The organism is Leclercia barmai, from assembly GCF_049312895.1.
GTDB classification, from domain to species: domain Bacteria; phylum Pseudomonadota; class Gammaproteobacteria; order Enterobacterales; family Enterobacteriaceae; genus Enterobacter; species Enterobacter barmai.
On the sequence record NZ_JBMNWZ010000006.1, the window covers coordinates 192,674 to 210,435 of the forward strand.

A 17,762-nucleotide genomic window follows, 5' to 3' on the forward strand; every position below is an offset into this window, starting at 1 on the left:
AGTAAGGTAATGCGTGAAGGGGCTCGCAAAGCAGATGACAACTGGCGATATTTTCACCGTCGCGGTCTACCTTTGAATGACACTACACACAAGGAGACAGTCATGACGAACAACCCTCCATCAGCACGTATCCTGCCTGGCGAATATGGTTTTCCTCTCAAGCTTAAAGCCCGTTATGACAACTTTATCGGCGGCGACTGGGTTCCTCCGGCCGACGGCGATTACTACCAGAACCTCACCCCGGTGACCGGCCAGCCGCTGTGCGAAATCGCCAGTTCCGGTAAGCGCGATATCGATCTGGCGCTGGACGCCGCCCATAAAGCGAAAGAGAAATGGGCGCACACCTCGGTGCAGGATCGCGCCGCGGTATTGTTCAAAATCGCCGATCGCATGGAGCAGAATCTGGAGTTGCTGGCAACGGCAGAAACCTGGGACAACGGGAAACCGATCCGTGAAACCATGGCCGCCGACGTGCCGCTGGCTATCGACCATTTCCGCTATTTCGCCTCCTGTATTCGTGCCCAGGAAGGGGGGATCAGCGAGGTGGATAAAGACACCGTGGCCTATCACTTTCATGAGCCGCTGGGCGTGGTCGGGCAGATCATCCCCTGGAACTTCCCGCTGCTGATGGCGGCCTGGAAAATGGCCCCCGCGCTGGCGGCAGGGAACTGCGTGGTGCTGAAGCCGGCGCGCTTGACGCCGCTGTCGATACTGCTGCTGATGGAAGTGGTGGGCGACCTGCTCCCGCCGGGCGTGGTGAACGTGGTGAACGGCGCGGGTGGCGAAATCGGTGAATATCTGGCGACCTCGAAACGGATCGCCAAGGTGGCGTTTACCGGCTCCACCGAAGTGGGCCAGCAGATCATGCAGTATGCCACCCAGAACATCATCCCGGTGACGCTGGAGCTGGGCGGTAAATCGCCGAACATCTTCTTCGCCGACGTGATGGACGAAGAGGATGCCTTCTTTGATAAGGCGCTGGAAGGCTTTGCGCTCTTTGCCTTCAACCAGGGCGAAGTCTGTACCTGTCCAAGCCGGGCGCTGGTACAGGAGTCCATTTACGAGCGCTTTATGGAGCGCGCCATTCGCCGCGTGGAGTCAATCCGCAGCGGCAACCCGCTGGATAACGTCACCCAGATGGGGGCGCAGGTCTCCCACGGGCAGCTGGAGACGATCCTCAACTACATCGATATCGGCAAGAAAGAGGGGGCGGATATCCTGACCGGCGGACGGCGCAAGATGCTGGCCGGTGAGCTGAAAGAGGGGTACTACCTCGAGCCGACCATCCTCTCCGGTAAAAACAACATGCGCGTTTTCCAGGAGGAGATTTTTGGCCCGGTGCTGGCGGTAACCACCTTCAAAACCATGGAGGAGGCGCTGGAGCTGGCTAACGATACGCAGTATGGCCTGGGGGCGGGCGTCTGGAGCCGTAACGGCAATCTGGCGTATCAGATGGGGCGCGGGATCCAGGCGGGTCGCGTGTGGACCAACTGCTATCACGCTTACCCTGCCCATGCCGCGTTTGGCGGGTATAAGCAGTCGGGTATTGGCCGTGAAACGCACAAGATGATGCTGGAACACTACCAGCAGACCAAGTGCCTGCTGGTCAGCTACTCCGATAAACCGCTCGGCCTGTTCTAACCTTTCAGTGCAGGCCGCCCATGGGTGGCCTGCTCAATCTGCTTACGCAGGGTATTCAGCACGCCATCCAGCACAAACTGCACCCGCCACGGCTGATAGTCACGTTTACGGAAGATAGCCACCAGATCCAGCCACCACTCCTCCTGATGGGTGAAGCAGGGCACCATCAAGCCCTGTTCAATCTCCTTGTTCAGGCTCTCTTTGGGCGCAAAGACGATCCCCAGATGATTGCGCGCCAGTTCCAGCGCCGTCTGGGTGTTGTCGCAAATATAGTTTCCGGTGACTTTATAATCCTGGACCTGCTTGCTGTGATTCGAGCGAAAACGCCAGATGTTAGCGTCATCGACGATCATTGAATCAATAAGAATGCAGGAGTGGTTAATTAAATCGTCAGGGTGATTAATAGGGTGCTTCTTAATATATTCTGGGGTGGCAAAAGCGGTAACAGAATATTTCGTTAAGGTCGTGGCAACCAGGTTTTCATCTTTCGGTTGAGCATAAGAAATTAAAATATCGCAATCGTCGGGAAAAATGACGCCTTCGAAATATTCATTCCGGTCGAGGTTGCAGGTTTTCAGGCTAATGCGAATATCGCCGATATTTTCGATCTCATGAATCACGTGGCGCGCCAGATAGGTAATGATCCCCGTCGGCCCATAAATGGTCACCTTGCCGCGTTTTTCATGCTTATAATCTGCAATAAAATTAACCAGTTGATCGTTCTTTTCCAGCGAGGCGTTGATGAAGGGCAGCAGTGCCTCGCCGAACTGGGTAAGCGCCAGATGGCGGGTGGTGCGCTCAAACACCTTCAGCCCAACGCGGGTCTCAAAATCAGAGAGATATTTACTCACATTGGCCTGGGCCATGCCTAACAATGCGGCAGCGTCACCGATACTGTGCGTCGCGGCAATGACGGAAACAATTTTTAATTCTCTCGGTTTGATTTGCAGCTTGTTCATTGCCTGACGCTCATCTATATGAATTTATATATAATATTATACGAATATCAAAATTGCATTGCGATTTTTGTAACCATTATTATGCGCCGGGTCGTATGACATTTAATGGATTACAAACAATGAAGTTTAAAAATAATTTACTTATCGCGGCCGCTTTATTTACGGCGACGTCCGCAATGGCCGATGATTTTTCAATTGGCGCAGGTGCCGTGTTTAATGAGTCGCCATATAAAGGCTATAACGAGAATGTCTCCGCGGTTCCGTTAATTAGCTACGAAGGGGAACACTTCTACGTGCGTCAGGCTACCGGCGGCTGGATCGTCTGGAAAGATGCCAAAAACGAACTCAGCCTCACCGCCTCCTGGATGCCGCTGAGCTTCGACCCGGAAGACAACGACGACCAGGCGATGAAGCAGCTGGACGAGCGTAAAGCCTCGGCGATGCTGGGCGGGGCATACTACCACCACGAAAGCTGGGGTAGCCTGAAGTTTGCGATTGCCGCCGATGCGATGGATGAGAGCGGTGGCGTGATGGGTGAAATGTCTTACTTCCGTCCGTTCCGCATGGAGCGCCTGACCCTGACGCCATCGGTGGGCGTGCTCTTCCACGATGAGAGCTTCAACGACTATTACTACGGCGTCTCTGCGAAAGAGTCCCGTCGCAGCGGTCTGCAGCAGTACACCGCAGGTGAAACCGTCACCCCGTACCTGGGCGTAGCGGCGAAATACCAGCTGACGCAGAACCTCTGGCTGAACGCCAGCGCCGTCTATACCGTGCTGCCTGACGACGTGAAAAACAGCCCGATGATCGACCGTGACGACAGCTTCGCGCTGATGACCGGCCTCTCCTGGAAATTCTGAGTTTCCAAAAATCAGCCCTCAGGGACGAGGGCTGCCTCAGTCGTTTATTGCTTACGCCTCATCCACCCAGATCCGCATCTCCCCTTCGCCCCGGTTCGCCCAGCTAAACCACGGAATAAAGGTCAGGGTCTGCGCCTGTTGCGTGGTGGGTGCCCTGTCGTACTGCCACAGCGGCTGTTGTTCAGCGTCCGCAGCGTGGCGGGTAAAGCCTTGCGTCTGGATCAGCATCTTGTGAGCAAAAATCCCTTTGCCTTCAAACAGCTTAAATTCGCTGTTCGCCGGAAGCGCCAGGTTGTGCAGCCCGGCGCCGTTATCCGCCTCTTCAAGACAGTAGACCAGCGGTCCGCGCTGCAGCGCCACTTTCCCGGCCTGCTGGCGCACCTGCGGATTACCGTAAACCCGGCGGACCGGCATCGGCAGGGTTAAGAGCAGCGTATCGCCCTCCTGCCAGCGGCGGGTCAGGTAGAGATAGTCCTGACGCACCTCACCCGTAACGGCTTCGCCATTCAGCGTCAGCCGTGGCGCGTCGCACCAGTCCGGCAGACGCAGGGCCAGGGTATGGTCGATGGCCACAGGTGAGACGATCTCGATTTTGACCTGCTCCTGCCACGGATAATTGCCGCTAATCCGCACCTGCAACTCCTCCTCGCCCACCGGGAACGCCATGCTGTTGCCGATGTAGAGGTTAATAAACAGGGCGTCGTCGCGAAGGGTATAGATGTAGTGACCAATCGAGGTCAGGACGCGGGCGATGTTCGGCGGACAGCAGGCGCAGCCGAACCAGCGCTGGCGAACCGGCTTCACGTGATCGTAGATATGGTTAAACTTCAGCGTCTTCGGATGCACTTCCAGCGGATTGACGTAGAAGAAGTGCTTGCCGTCCAGCGCCATGCCGCCGAGAACGGTGTTGTAGAGCGCCCGCTCCATCACGTCGGCGTACTGGCTGTTGGCCTCCATCTCCAGCATCCGGCGGGCAAACATCATCAGGCCGATCGAGGCGCAGCTTTCGGCATACACGGTGTCGTTGGGCAGATCGTAATCGCTGCTGAAGGCCTCGCCGCTGCTCTGGGAGCCAATTCCGCCAGTGATATACAGCTGGCGTCGGGCCATATTGTTCCACAGGCGCAGGCAGTCCTGGCGTTTGCCTTCGTCCTGGCTCAGACGGGCCAGGTGCGCGACGCCGGTCATCAGATAGACGAAGCGCACCGCATGGCCGATCGCCGTTTGCTGTTCGGCCAGCGGCTGATGCGCCTGGCTGTAGGCTTTATCCTGCACCATCCACGCCGGGCCGTAGGTGTTCCAGTAGGAGGTTTTGCCCCGCTTCTCATATTCAATGTCGTAGAAGTGCGGCTGGGTGCCGCGCTCCTCGACGAAATACTTCACCAGCGCCAGATAGCGCGGCTCCTGGGTGACATCGAACAGGCGCATCAGGGCCAGCTCGATCTCCGGGTGGCCGGGATAGCCGTGCAGCTGCTGCTCGCCCGGGCCAAAGACGCTGTCGATATGGTCGGCCAGTTTACAGACCACCTCCAGCAGACGGCGTTTGCCGGTGCCCTGGAAGTAGGCCACGCCTGCTTCAATCATGTGTCCGGCGCAGTAAAGTTCATGGCACTCCGCCAGATTGGTCCAGCGTTCTTCCGGCGCTTTTACCGTGAAGTAGGTGTTCAGATAGCCATCGTCGCACTGCGCGGCGGCCACCAGCTCGATCACCTCATCGGCGGTCTTTTCCAGTTCCGCGTCGGGCTTCTGGCACAGCGACCAGGCGACCGCCTCCAGCCATTTCGCCACGTCGCTGTCCTGAAAGACCATTCCGTAAAACTCACCGCTCTGCTGGCCTGCCGCGATGCGAAAGTTGCTGATGGCATGGCTCGGTTCGGCCTCCTCGATGCGATCGTTCAGGGCATCCCACTGGTAGGGAATAACGACGTCGCGCACCAGCTGTTGATACTGCCCCAGAAACGGGTCGCTGATTTTCAGTTTATGCAGGTCGGGTTCCATTATGGACATCATGTTCTCCTCAGGAGTGAGCGTGACGCTGGCGCAGGTCGGTGGCAATGCGCGCCATCATCGGGTTATCGAGTCGGCACTTGCGGATCGCCAGCGCCAGCAGCAGATGGAAAAGGGCAGGTAGCAGGGTTTCCATGGCGGTGATGCCCTGCAACGAGGCGGGAGTCTGGTTGCCCGCGCCCGGCTGGTAGGCCACGAAGATAAACACCAGGCTGATGATCCCGGCGCTGGAGGCCCAGGCCAGCTTGATAAAGAACAGGTTAAAGGCGAAGTTCATGCCGGAGGAGCGCACGCGGGTTTTCCACTCGCCGTAGTCGTCGGCAAAGGCCATCAGCGCGAAGTGCAGCGGCAGGGTAAAGCCGAGGATCACGCCGTTCGCCAGAATAACCACCAGCCACAGGGTCTGATGCGCCGGGCCGCCGGGCAGGAACCACATCCCCAGCGCCAGTACTGCCAGCACCAGGTTGGTGTAGTAGTAAAGTTTGACGGTATCGCTGCGGCGCGACAGCAGGTTAACGATCACCGCCCCCAGAATGGCGGCAAAGGTCACCATGGTGAAGAACAGCGAGGTGTAGGCGGTGCTGCCTTCCAGCACGTAGGTGATGAAATACATGTAGCCGCCGCCGCGAATGTTAAAGACGTTGATCAGCAGGAAGGACATCACCAGCATCAGCAGCAACTGGTCGTTCTGACGCAGACCGGCGAGGTGCTCCCTGAGCGTAAATCTTCCCATCATCGCCAGCGGTACCCGCTCGCGCACCCAGAAGAAGCAGCACAGGAACATCACCACCGCAATGGCGCACAGCACCCCGACGCCCAGCTGATACCCCTGCGCCACGTTGCCCTTGCCGAGCAGATCAACCAGCCAAGGCAGGCCGACGGAGACCAGGAAACCGGCCACGCCGCACAGCACAAAGCGCCAGGACTGGCAGGCGAGCACTTCGCTGTGACGGGTGGTCATGGTGTTGATCAGCGCGCAGTAGGGCACGTTGATGGCGGTATAACCCACCGAGAGCAGCAGATAGGTGCCGAAGGCCCAGGCGACTTTGACCCCCATGCCCGCGTCCGGCACGGTGAAGGTCAGCACGCCGATAATGCCAATCGGCAGGGCGACCCAGAGCTGCCACGGGCGAAAGCGCCCCCAGCGGCTTTGGGTCCGGTCGGCGATGACCCCCATTACCGGATCGGATATCGCATCAAACACGCGCAGCGCGATAAACAGCGTACCGACCAGCGCCGGGGTTAAGCCAAAGACATCGGTATAGAAAAAGGTCAGGAAGTTCATGATCAGACAGGTGATCACCGTTCCGCCAGCATCGCCCAGGCCGTAGCCGATTTTTTCTCGCACCGTCAGGCGATCGTTGACGGCCTGTTGGGCAAGCTCTGTCTGTGTAATCGGAGTAGAAGTCATGAGGTAACTCCTCGGGTTATCGGATTTTTTATGTTGTTTTGCAGAGTACCCGATTAATTTTGCACTCTTCCCCGGGTCCAACAAGGGAAGGGAAAAGTATAAAAAGATGAGGATTCCGACCTTGTTCGCAAAATGTGATTTAGATCGGGAAGAAGGGCAAATAGCTGTTAATAATCAGGGATAAAGAAAAATAAATCGTTCATTAATAGCGAGAAAGTGAATAACCATGCTCGAATTATCCATAGCGCTTCCGCTTAAGGTGCAAAACGGCGGCTACTTCATCTCCCGTGGCGTAGGGCGACACCCGGCGCGCAGGCTCGACTCGTGGGAAATCATCTTTGTGGAAAAGGGGACGTTAACGATCCAGGAGGAGACAACGGTCTTTGAAGTCCATGCGGGGGAAAGTTTGCTCCTCTGGCCTCATCGTCGGCATAAAGGTATCGAGGATTTTCCCGCCGACTTACGCTTTTACTGGCTGCATTTTGAGGTGCAGGAACAGGCCTCAGCGTCACCCTGGAGCACGCTGCTGTCGGTGCAGCAGCATGGTAAAACAGGCGATCCGCAGGCGATGACCGCGCTTTTCCGCCAGTTTCTGAGCGAACAGGAGAAACTTCAGCGCAGCCCGGCGCTGGAGTTTATTTTGCTGCTGATCCTCCAGCAGCTCTCCCTGACGGCCGGGCAGGAGATGTCGCCGGATGAAGCGGGCGTCAACCTGGCGTGGAAGGCGCGGCAGCTGATCGGCACCCAGTTCCATCTGCCGCTGTCGACGTCGCAGCTCGCCCGGGAGTTGCACTGCAACGCCGACTATCTCGGGCGGGTGTTTCGTCGGGTCTTTCATCTGACGCTGACCGAGGCGATCCACCGTCAGCGGGTCAGGGCTGCGGAAAAGTTACTCCTCAACGACGCCGTGTCGCTCAAGGAGGTCGCGATGCGCTGCGGGTTTAACGATGTAGGCTATTTCCGGCAGATCTTTCGCAAACACACGGGGCTAACGCCCGGCGTCTGGAAGCGTCGCTACTGCAAAGAGCACATTAATTCCGCCTGATCACTGCCCGTAATAGGCATTCGCCCCGTGCTTGCGCAGATAGTGTTTATCCAGCAATTCCTGCTGCATCACCGGCAGTTGCGGCGAGAGCTGGCGCGAGAACAGCCCCATATAAGCGCACTCCTCCAGCACCACGGCGTTGTGCACCGCATCGGCGGCATCTTTGCCCCAGGCAAACGGCCCGTGAGAGTGGACCAGCACGGCCGGGATCTGCATTGGGCTTAAGTCGCGCTCCTCAAAGGTTTTAATGATCACTTCGCCCGTCTGATATTCGTATTCGCCCTCAATTTCTGCCGGGGTCATCAGGCGCGTGCAGGGGATGGTGCCATAGAAATAGTCGGCATGCGTCGTACCCCAGGCCGGTAAATCCAGCCCCGCCTGGGACCAGATGGTGGCATGGCGGGAATGGGTATGCACGATCCCGCCAATCTCCGGATAACGACGATAGAGCGCCAGATGGGTCGGGGTATCGGAAGAGGGCTTTTTACTGCCCTCCACCACCTGCCCTGTGGCGATATCCACCACCACCATATCCTCCGCGGTCATCACGTCGTACTCCACGCCGGAGGGTTTGATCACCATCAGCCCGCTCTGGCGGTCAACCGCGCTGACGTTGCCCCAGGTAAAGGTCACCAGCTGGTGGGCGGGAAGGGCCAGATTTGCCGCCAGCACCTCGGTTTTGAGTTGTTCTAACATGTCATGCCTCCTTCCTGCATACGGGCTTCAATCCAGCGCCGTGCCTGAATGATCTCCAGCACCGGCTCTTTGGCTTTTTCGGTCCACATTTCAATCAGAAATGCGCCGCGATAGTTCAGCTTATTCAGCGTGTTAAAGGTGCCAACAAAATCGACGCAGCCCTCGCCAAAGGGCACATCGCGGAACTGGCCGGGGCTTTGCTCGGTGACGGGCTGGGTATCTTTCAGGTGGATCGCGGCGATGCGGTCAATGCCCAGCGTCAGCTCGGCGGTGACGTCGTTGCCCCAGGCGCTCAGGTTGCCGATATCCGGGTAAACGCTGAACCACGGCGAGGCGAGCATCTCGTCCCACTTTTTCCACTTGCTGATGGAGTTCATAAACGCGGTATCCATGATCTCTACCGCCAGCATCACCTGCGCAGCGGCGGCCTGCTCGACGGCCCACGCCAGCCCTTCGGCGAAGCGCTGCTGCGTGCCCTCGTCATGCTCTTCGTAGTAGACGTCATAACCCGCAAGCTGGATGGTGCGAATGCCTAAATCCCGGGCCAGCCTGATGGCTTTGGTCATGATCTCGCGGGCGCGCTCGCGCACAGTTTCATCGCGGCTGCCAAACGGGAAACGACGGTGGGCAGACAGGCACATCGACGGGATCGCCACGCCGGTTTCCAGCATCGCTTCGACCAGCGACGCCCGCTGCGTGGTACTCCACTCGAGGCGCGACAGACGCTCGTCAGTCTCGTCGACCGACATTTCAACAAAATCAAAGCCGCAGCTTTTCGCCAGAACCAGACGCTCAGGCCAGGTGAGTGCTTTCGGCAGCGCTTTTTCATAAATACCCAACGGATGCTGGCGCATGGTTACGCTCCCCAGATGTCGCGGATTTGCGAATGGAATGTCTGTGCCACCTGAGGTGGATTTGCGGCGCCTGCCAGCGCGCGCCCGGCGATAAAGGCTTTGACGTTGATCTGCTTAAACAGCGGCAGGTCGGCGGGGGTGATGCCGCCGGTGATGGAGAGTTGTAAACCCACATCGGAAAGCGCCTTCATTTTAGCGAGATCGGCCTCTCCCCACTGCTGACCGGTGGCCTGCGCGTCGCGTCCGCGATGGTAGATTGCCTGCTTCACGCCGACGCGATACCACGCCCGGGCATCATCCAGAGTCCAGTTACCAAACAGTTCCATCTGGATTTCACCGCCGCAGCGCTGGGCCACCTCATGGCCTTTTTCGACGGTGGCCAGCGGCGCGGCACAGATGATGGTCATCCAGTTCGCGCCTGCGCCAAACGCCTGCTCCGCCAGCGTTTCTCCGGCATCGGCCACTTTCCAGTCGGCGACGATAATTTTATCCGGGCACTGCTCGCGCAGCGCACGCACGGCGTTCAGCCCTTCTGTCAGACACAAAATGGTGCCCGCCTCGACGATATCGACGTGATCGGAAAGCGTCGCAACATCGTTTTGTGCGGCCTGAAGTGAGGTGTGGTCGAGCGCCAGCTGCAGTAATGGTCGGCTCATAGGTCGTGCTCCTTAACCTGGGCGTGATAGCCCTGTAGTGCTGAAATGAGTAACTGGTAGCGCTGATATTTGCGCTGGTAGGCCGCGTGGGCGCGCATGTCGGGTTCAATGACCCGGATGTCATGTTTAAGGGCGCGCTGGGCGGCATGAAAATCGGAATAAACGCCGGTACCGACCAGGGCGGCCAGTGCCGCACCGGAACAGCCGGTCTCTTCCACCTGCGGCAGTTCAATGGCCAGGCCGCTGACGTCCGCAAGCATTTGCATCCACACATCCGAATGGGTTGGGCCGCCCGTTACGCGCAGTGCCTGCACGTGGGTAAAGCGTTCGAGCATGCGGTTGAGATGGGTCATGTGGCTGAACACCACGCCCTCGTAGACCGCCTGTAGCAGATGCGCGCGGGTGTGCAGCGCCTGCATGCCGTAGAAGCCGCTGGTCATCTCCAGCCCGGCGTTGCTGCCATAGAGGAACGGCAGGAAAAACACATCGCTTTCGGCTTTGGGCAGACCGGCGACGGCGTGGTTGATTTCACTGAACGGCATGTCGCCCCACTGCGCGGTCAGCCACTCGAGGTTGCCGGAAGAGGTAGGGCTGGCTTCGTGAACAATGTACTGCTGCGGATGAACGTAGCGGCCATAGACGTAAGGGAAAGGTTCGTCGTCGCGGATGCCATTGGCAATTCCGCTGGTGACGGCCCAGGTCCCCATCACGGCGTTAAGCGTATGTTCGTCGTGCAGTCCGGCGCAGATCGCGGTGGAAACCACATCAAACAGTCCGCCCACGACGGGCGTACCCGCCGCGAGACCGGTCAGGGCGGCTGCCTGAGAGGTGATTTCCCCGCAAATTTCTGCTGAACCAACAATGGGCGGCAGTGCGCCATCCATTTCGCTGATACCGAGCCAGCGCGTAAGCTGGGGAGCGTACTGGCCGGTGTTCATGTTGTAGAGGTTGGATTCAGAGATGTTGCTCTCTTCACAGCCTTTTACGCCGGTGAGGCACCAGCGCAGATAGTCATGCGCCATCATCACGCAGCCAATCTGCTGATAACGCTGGGGCTCGTTCTCTTTGACCCAGCGCAGGAGCGAGGCCGGATGCCCCGTCCACAATGTCTGACGCGTGTGCGGATACAGTTTTTCGGGAATACCGTCCTGCTGCCAGCGCTGAACAATCACCAGCGCCCGGCGATCGGAGGAGAGCATGGCATTACCCAGCGGCTGGTCGTTTTTGTCCAGCATAAACAGGCCCTTGCCCTGAGCAGATATGCCAACGCCTTTGATCTGCTCGCCGCTGATACGGGCATTTTTGAGCAGCAGAGCGACGGTGGCATGGCAGTGCTGCCAGAGCTGGTGCATATCCCTTTCGGCGTAGCCGGGACGGGGGCTGAGCGTGGCAATCGAGCAGCGCTCAATGGAGATTTCTTTGCCCTGGCTGTTGTATAACCCGGCTTTCAGATAAGTACCGCCACAATCGATACCCAGCCAGAAGGGCTCTTTTTCACTCATCTTTGATTCCCTTATCGCCGGGTGGCGCTGCGCTTACCCGGCCTACGGTTTGGTGCTGCTGTTGCCGGTTGGCGCTACGCTTACCCGGCCTACGGTTTGGTGCTGCTGTTGCCGGGTGGCGCTACGCTTACCCGGCCTACGGTTTGGTGCTGTTGTTGCCGGGTGGCGCTACGCTTACCCGGCCTACGGTTTGGTGCTGTTGTTGCCGGGTGGCGCTGCTCTTGCCCGGCCTACGGTTTGGTGCTGCTGTTGCCGGGTGGCGCTACGCTTACCCGGCCTACGGTTTGGTGCTGCTGTTGCCGGGTGGCGCTACGCTTACCCGGCCTACGGTTTGGTGCTGCTGTTGCCGGTTGGCGCTACGCTTACCCGGCCTACTGTTTGGTGCTGTTGCCGCCGGGTGGCGCTGCTCTTGCCCGGCCTACGGTTTGGTGCTGCTGTTGCCGGGTGGCGCTACGCTTACCCGGCCTACGGTTTGGTGCTGCTGTTGCCGGGTGGCGCTACGCTGACCCGGCCTACGGTTCATTGGTGTTGTAGGCCCGTGCAAGCGAAGCGCCGCCGGGCGTTTATTCAGGCCGCACGCTTATGCGGATTCGCCGTGGGATGAGGATCGGCTCCGGCATCGCATTTCGCCGGGAGCAGCAGGGCCAGCAGCGAGGCCAGCGCCAGCGAAACCGCCAGGCAGTAAACGCCTGCGTCTTTGCTGTACAGGGTGATCAGCACGCCAACGGCATAAGGCCCACAGAACCCACCGAGGTTGCCCAGGGCGTTGATTACCCCGCGTGCGCCGCCCGCCATCTCTGCACTAAACAGACGCGCCGGGATCGTCCAGAACACCCCTGCGGCGGACTGCAGGAAGAAGCCGCAGCCCACCAGCGCGGCATACGCCAGCCAGGTGTTCTCTTTCAGCGCCACGGAGAGGAACATGCAGAGCGCGAAGCCAATCAGCGGCAGGGAGACAAACAGCTTGCGTTTGCCGGTGCGGTCGGAGAGCGTGGAGAAGAGGAACATGCCCGCAATGGCACCGATATAAGGCAGGATGGCGAGCATCCCCACCTGGCCGATGCTGGTGTGGGTCAACTCTTTCAGAATGGTGGGCAGCCAAAGGGTGTACCCGTAAATCCCGGTCTGATAGAAGAAGTTCAGGGCGATCAACTGCCACATGGTTTTGTCGGACAGCACGGCGCTGAGCGAGGCGTTCTTCACCTCTTTACCGGCAATGGCCCGCTGCTCCGCCGCCAGCGTTTGCACCAGATAGTTCTTCTCGGCGTCTGAGATCCAGCGCGCTTCCTGCGGACGGTCGTAAATTGTGTAGGCCCACAGCACCAGCACCAAGATGGACATCAGCCCTTCGATGATGAACAGCCAGCGCCAGTCGAGCGCGGTAATGATCCAGCCCGACAGCGGGGCGGTAATGATCCCGGCAATCGGCACGAACATGATCACAATGGCATTGGCGCGGCCGCGTTCGGCATCCGGGAACCAGTTGCTGATCATGGTGAGCACGACGGGTAACATTCCCCCTTCCGCCACGCCGAGTAAGAAACGCAGCACCAGCAGCTGATACTGGCTGGTGACGAGACCGGTCAGCACTGAGATCACCGCCCAGGCGACCAGTGACCAGCCGATAAACTTTTTACCGCTACCATGAACGGCAATCTTGCCGCCGGGAACCTGCAGGAACAGGTAGCCGATAAAGAAGATGCCGCCCGCGAGGCCCGCCATGGTGGCGGAAATACCTAACTCCTCATCCATACCGCCGGGCATTGCAAAGGCGATATTTACGCGGTCCATATAAGAAATAATACAGGCAATAAGAATAGGAGGGATGATTCTTAGCCAGCGCTGGCGCGGAATTTCCGCTTGTAGGGCATGAGTAGAAATATTCATATTTAATATCTCAGTGAAGGTAACCGGAATACGTCTTTTTTGTATTGTTATCGTGTGGCTTTATTTAAGGCGCTAATGCCGTCGCGCAAAATAGCGATTCGATGACTGACGTCAGCATTAGCATTTATTTCCAGTAATTTAATACCGGAGAATTTCAACGTTGCGGCGCTTGCCGCAGTAAAGAGTGCTTCTGCCTGTTCAGGCGTCATTAAACTTTCGGCACAGAACGAAGAAAACGGCGCGTGCAGATCCTGCCATTCACCGTACTCGCCCTGGGCGGTGGTTCCGGAGAACATCAATGCCCCCAGTTTTCCTGCCCTGAGCGCGGCTTTGACGTGCTCGAGCGGAAGCGTCGTGTTGCGCCCTTCGATAGCCGAACGCGCCCAGTTGATGCACAGGCTAATATCGGTCTCTTTCACGACCTCCAGCACCTGCTCCAGGGGTAAGAACCCCTTGCGCGGTGACGGGCCGGTCATGGCATCGCAGTGCTCCAGTACCAGATCGCAGGACCAGTCCCAGCCCGCGATTTCCCGGATAGAGCGGGAGAACGCTTCGGTGGCGCGATCAACGCAAGCATTACCCGCCTGCGGTGCCGCCTGCATCTCCAGGGCGATCACCTTGCCCGGAAAGCGACTGTTTACGGCATCAATCTTCTGGTGAAGATGGCGGTAAAATTCGACGCAGGCTTTGCGCTGATCTTCATCAGCAGAGGCCAGGCCAAACGCACCGTTAAGTCCGCGACGGCGCATGGTTTCCATCACCGCTGTTACCACAATTTGCCAGTCGCCCGGCGTATGGCGAAACAGCCATTCGTCGCCAAGAGGATGAAGGTTTTCAAGACAGGGTTGTTCCAGCCCGCGAATATGTGGCGTGTCAGAAAGTTCCCGCCAGAAGGCCTGTTCTTCTTGTTCCCCTTTCTGGTGAAACGAGGGTGCGCAGGGGTACGCACCAATAATAAAATCGGTATTGGTCATTTCGCGTTCCTGTATTTATACCCGTCATACTTCAAGTTGCATGTGCGTTGGCTGCGCTCGTTCACCCCAGTCACTTACTTATGTAAGCTCCTGGAGATTCACTCTCTTGCCGCCTTCCTGCAACTCGAATTATTTAGGGTATATCAGAAAATTACGGTAATTCGCTGATTGCCACTTTCACCACAATTTTACGAATTGCGGTTTCCTTGTTTTTAATACAGGCAGGACGATGAATATCCTGCGGGAAAAATATGGCGTAGCTGCCAGGTATCATTTCGATAAAGGATTCATTTTCACTGTCGTGATAAAAAATAATATCCCGCTGTTCCAGCAATGATTCGCTGATTTTGTTATTTCCGGTATCAATGGCGATACCGATCTTCTCTTCACCCCAGGCCAGGAATTGAATATCCAGATAGCGGCGGTGAACTTCCGGGCGATTCTCGTGCTGCTCCTTAGTGTTAAGGTCAAGCACCTGGGCAAAGATGTTGCGACCGTCAATTTCCACCACCCCAGGCGCCAGCGTGGTGAAATCCGTGGTGCGCAGAAAATCGAGGGCTTTTTCAATCGCCAGCGGCAGGCGGCACGGATTTGGCTGCGAAATATGTCCGAATATCATGGCCCACTCCTTACAGAGACTGGATCTTTGCCCACACGCTGTCGTCAATGGTGATGCCGTTGCGGCGGTTCTCTTCGAGCAGGCGCGTAAATTCATGCCCCGGCAGACGGACGGCGACATTTTCATCGGAACGTTCGGCGGTAGTGATGAAGTCCATAATGCGCTGAAGCTTGGCGTCGCGGGTTGGGCCGTCGATCAACTTGTCGACCTCAATGGCGATAAAGATCTGCGACACGCCGTACTCATCGCTGTTGTCCTGGGTCACTTCCGCCACGGAGGATCCGTTGGAGAGCAGGGTGGCGATCATGTCCAGCACGATAGATAAGCCGGAACCTTTCCAGTAGCCCATCGGCAGAATGCGACGGTTTTTTTCGATAACGCCAGGTTCTTTGGTCAGATTGCCCTCATCATCAAACCCGCCGTCCACCGGCAACTCGCGGCCTGCGAGGCGGTTCACCTCCAGCATGCCGTAGGAGAACATCGACATCGACATGTCCACCATGGTGATCGGGCTGGACGGAATGGCCACGATCAGCGGATTGGTGCCGATGCGGCATTCTTTTGCACCCCACGGCGGCATCACGGCGATGGAGTTGGTCCAGCAAATTCCGATATAGCCTTTCTCTGCGGCCTGCCAGCCGTAGCTGCCGCCGCGCATCCAGTGGTTTGCGTTACGCAGTGCCACCAGACCAATGCCGTGATCGGATGCCAGTTCGGTGGCGCGATCCATCATCTTTTTCGCCGTCAGGTTTCCGATGGCGCGCTGGGCATCCCACTGTTCAATCGCGCCCAGCGTGGTGATGCGTTTGGGTTGGGCGTCAGGAATGATATCGCCCGCATCAAGTTGCTGAATAAAACGCGGGAAGCGGTTGACGCCGTGTGAATAGACACCGGATTCCGTCGTGCGGGCAAACATCTCTGCGCAGGCGTCAGCGGTTTCCGCTTTCACGCCGCGTGCGAGCAAAACCCGATTGAACGCCGCTTTTAACTCTTCGAAGGTCACTTTCATCCCTGTTCTCCTGTTCTTTTTAGGGGCAAGTGTGAGTGCTTTTTTATCGCTAAATTTCACTATGCGAAATCTGATTTCAAATATAGCGATCAAATTTTGCCAAATCAACGACATTCACGATTTTCAAAATCAATTAAAATCAACAGGTTGTGTATTTTGTGTTGAGATCGTGAACTGAGCCACACTTTGCGCTACCATCAGGGCGCGATGAAAAGGAGCAATTTTATGAGCATGAAAGAGAGCGAAATGACGCAAGAAAAAGAGAGGCCAGCAGGTAGCCAAAGCTTGTTTCGCGGCTTGACGCTGATTGAGATCCTCAGCAACTATCCGAACGGTTGCCCACTCGCCCATTTATCTGAACTTGCGGGGCTGAATAAGAGCACCGTGCACCGGTTACTCCAGGGGTTGCAGTCCTGTGGTTATGTCACCCCGGCCCCGGCGGCAGGCAGTTATCGTCTGACCACCAAATTTATCGCCGTCGGACAAAAGGCGCTGTCGTCGCTGAACGTTATCCACGTGGCGGCCCCCCATCTGGAGGCGCTGAATATCGCGACCGGCGAGACGGTGAACTTCTCCAGCCGCGAAGACGATCACGCGATTCTGATTTACAAGCTCGAGCCGACGACTGGCATGCTGCGCACGCGGGCTTATATCGGCCAGCATATGCCGCTCTACTGCTCCGCAATGGGCAAAATCTATATGGCGTTTGGTCACCATGACTATGTGGCGAGTTACTGGGAAAGCCATCAGGAACAGATCCAGGCGTTGACCCGCAATACTATTACCGAACTGCCCGCGATGTATGGCGAACTGGCGGATATCCGTGAGAAGAGCATGGCGATGGACAAAGAAGAGAATGAGCTGGGCGTCTCCTGTATTGCCGTTCCGGTCTTTGATATTCATGGCCGCGTGCCGTATGCCATCTCTATTTCGCTGTCGACTTCACGCATGAAGCAGGTGGGTGAGAAGAACTTGTTAAAACCCCTGCGTGAAACCGCAGAGGCTATCTCCCGTGAGTTGGGCTTTACCGTTAGCGAGTAAACCTCAGGCAATACGCCAGATCGGGTGGCAGATGCCACAAATCTGGCCGCTTTCCCCTGTTTGATCAAAGCGCCAGCGCGCCTCAGTCTGGCACTCTGCATTTTTAAAACGTAGAGGCGGAACAGGGAAATGAACCCGTTTATTGTTGCGGACCCGGCAAAATGTATTGGCTGTCGCACCTGCGAAGTGGCCTGCGTGGTGTCCCATCAGGAGAGTCAGAATTGTGCGGCAGTGACGGCAAGGACATTCAGCTCCCGCATTCGGGTGGTGAAAGGCGGAACTTTTACTACGGCGGTTACCTGTCACCAGTGTGAAGATGCCCCCTGCGCTAACGTCTGCCCGACCCAGGCGATTCAGCGTGAGAAGGGCGTCTGGCAGGTGGATCAGCAACGCTGTATCGGCTGTAAAAGCTGTATGGTTGCCTGCCCGTTCGGGGCGATGCAGATCACGGCGGATGCGGGGCGGGTTCAGGCCCTGAAGTGCGACCGCTGCTCGCACCGCGAAGGCGGACCCGCCTGTATAGAGGCGTGCCCGACCCGCGCATTAAGCTGCGTCGATCCTGCCAGATTACGTGCCGAACGGCTGCGTTGTCTGGCGTAAA

General features: G+C 57.5%; 16 protein-coding genes. 5 read left to right on the forward strand and 11 right to left on the reverse strand.

All coding sequences use genetic code 11. The annotated features are described in order from the left end of the window. Window positions 1-102 precede the first annotated feature (102 nt). The gene (gene aldB, locus ACOYA6_RS20030; protein ID WP_039030130.1) at window positions 103-1,641 is read left to right on the forward strand and encodes an aldehyde dehydrogenase AldB; all 1,539 of its coding nucleotides are present in this window, start codon (window positions 103-105) and stop codon (window positions 1,639-1,641) included. On the opposite strand, the gene ACOYA6_RS20035 is transcribed toward aldB, so the two are convergent. Then, entirely contained in the window at window positions 1,638-2,600 is a 963-nt protein-coding gene (locus ACOYA6_RS20035; RefSeq protein ID WP_139563945.1) for a LysR family transcriptional regulator, read from the reverse strand. The genes aldB and ACOYA6_RS20035 overlap by 4 nt on opposite strands. 119 nt (window positions 2,601-2,719) lie before the next feature. On the opposite strand from ACOYA6_RS20035, the gene ACOYA6_RS20040 reads away from it, so the two are divergent. Continuing rightward, on the forward strand, window positions 2,720-3,460 hold the full coding sequence (locus ACOYA6_RS20040; RefSeq protein ID WP_039030128.1) for a MipA/OmpV family protein: 741 nt from the start codon (window positions 2,720-2,722) through the stop codon (window positions 3,458-3,460). Window positions 3,461-3,511: 51 nt separating this feature from the next. Here the strand turns inward: ACOYA6_RS20040 and ACOYA6_RS20045 are convergent, their stop codons facing one another. Then, window positions 3,512-5,467 (reverse strand): glycoside hydrolase family 127 protein, encoded by a 1,956-nt coding sequence (locus ACOYA6_RS20045; protein WP_422655274.1) that lies wholly within the window; start codon window positions 5,465-5,467, stop codon window positions 3,512-3,514. A 10-nt stretch (window positions 5,468-5,477) separates the two neighbouring features. Beyond that, window positions 5,478-6,878 carry an MFS transporter gene (locus tag ACOYA6_RS20050; protein ID WP_422655275.1) on the reverse strand — a complete coding sequence of 467 codons (1,401 nt, stop codon included), beginning with the start codon at window positions 6,876-6,878 and terminating at the stop codon, window positions 5,478-5,480. Window positions 6,879-7,104: 226 nt separating this feature from the next. Between ACOYA6_RS20050 and ACOYA6_RS20055 the strand changes: the two genes are divergently transcribed. Next, a complete protein-coding gene (locus ACOYA6_RS20055) occupies window positions 7,105-7,923 on the forward strand; it encodes a helix-turn-helix domain-containing protein (RefSeq protein WP_422655276.1) in 819 nt (272 codons plus the stop codon). Here ACOYA6_RS20055 and araD read toward each other — a convergent pair whose 3' ends face one another. The 8 genes from araD to yiaK all read right to left on the reverse strand — a co-directional run bounded on the left by araD (window position 7,924) and on the right by yiaK (window position 16,120). Beyond that, the gene (araD, locus tag ACOYA6_RS20060) at window positions 7,924-8,619 is read right to left on the reverse strand and encodes an L-ribulose-5-phosphate 4-epimerase (protein ID WP_422655277.1); all 696 of its coding nucleotides are present in this window, start codon (window positions 8,617-8,619) and stop codon (window positions 7,924-7,926) included. After that, complete coding sequence (locus tag ACOYA6_RS20065; RefSeq protein ID WP_039031165.1) at window positions 8,613-9,473, reverse strand: L-ribulose-5-phosphate 3-epimerase; 861 nt, start codon at window positions 9,471-9,473, stop codon at window positions 8,613-8,615. The genes araD and ACOYA6_RS20065 overlap by 7 nt, the downstream gene beginning before the upstream one ends. Window positions 9,474-9,475: 2 nt before the next feature. Further along, window positions 9,476-10,129: a 3-keto-L-gulonate-6-phosphate decarboxylase UlaD gene (gene ulaD, locus ACOYA6_RS20070; RefSeq protein ID WP_422655278.1), complete on the reverse strand. Its 654-nt coding sequence runs from the start codon at window positions 10,127-10,129 to the stop codon at window positions 9,476-9,478. After that, window positions 10,126-11,631: an FGGY-family carbohydrate kinase gene (locus ACOYA6_RS20075; protein ID WP_422655279.1), complete on the reverse strand. Its 1,506-nt coding sequence runs from the start codon at window positions 11,629-11,631 to the stop codon at window positions 10,126-10,128. Before ACOYA6_RS20075 ends, ulaD begins: the two co-directional genes overlap by 4 nt. Window positions 11,632-12,198: 567 nt before the next feature. After that, window positions 12,199-13,518, reverse strand: a complete 1,320-nt coding sequence (locus ACOYA6_RS20080; protein ID WP_422655280.1) for an MFS transporter — start codon at window positions 13,516-13,518, stop codon at window positions 12,199-12,201. Between the two features lie 47 nt (window positions 13,519-13,565). Beyond that, window positions 13,566-14,492, reverse strand: a complete 927-nt coding sequence (locus ACOYA6_RS20085; protein ID WP_422655281.1) for a DUF4862 family protein — start codon at window positions 14,490-14,492, stop codon at window positions 13,566-13,568. Window positions 14,493-14,643: 151 nt separating this feature from the next. Beyond that, complete coding sequence (locus ACOYA6_RS20090) at window positions 14,644-15,111, reverse strand: YhcH/YjgK/YiaL family protein (RefSeq protein WP_422655282.1); 468 nt, start codon at window positions 15,109-15,111, stop codon at window positions 14,644-14,646. A 10-nt stretch (window positions 15,112-15,121) separates the two neighbouring features. Next, window positions 15,122-16,120: a 3-dehydro-L-gulonate 2-dehydrogenase gene (gene yiaK, locus ACOYA6_RS20095; RefSeq protein WP_138370850.1), complete on the reverse strand. Its 999-nt coding sequence runs from the start codon at window positions 16,118-16,120 to the stop codon at window positions 15,122-15,124. A gap of 225 nt (window positions 16,121-16,345) precedes the next feature. Between yiaK and yiaJ the strand changes: the two genes are divergently transcribed. Then, on the forward strand, window positions 16,346-17,161 hold the full coding sequence (gene yiaJ, locus ACOYA6_RS20100; protein WP_039031158.1) for an IclR family transcriptional regulator YiaJ: 816 nt from the start codon (window positions 16,346-16,348) through the stop codon (window positions 17,159-17,161). A 129-nt stretch (window positions 17,162-17,290) separates the two neighbouring features. Further along, window positions 17,291-17,761: a 4Fe-4S dicluster domain-containing protein gene (locus ACOYA6_RS20105; RefSeq protein ID WP_422655283.1), complete on the forward strand. Its 471-nt coding sequence runs from the start codon at window positions 17,291-17,293 to the stop codon at window positions 17,759-17,761. The last annotated feature ends 1 nt before the right edge of the window (window position 17,762 follow it).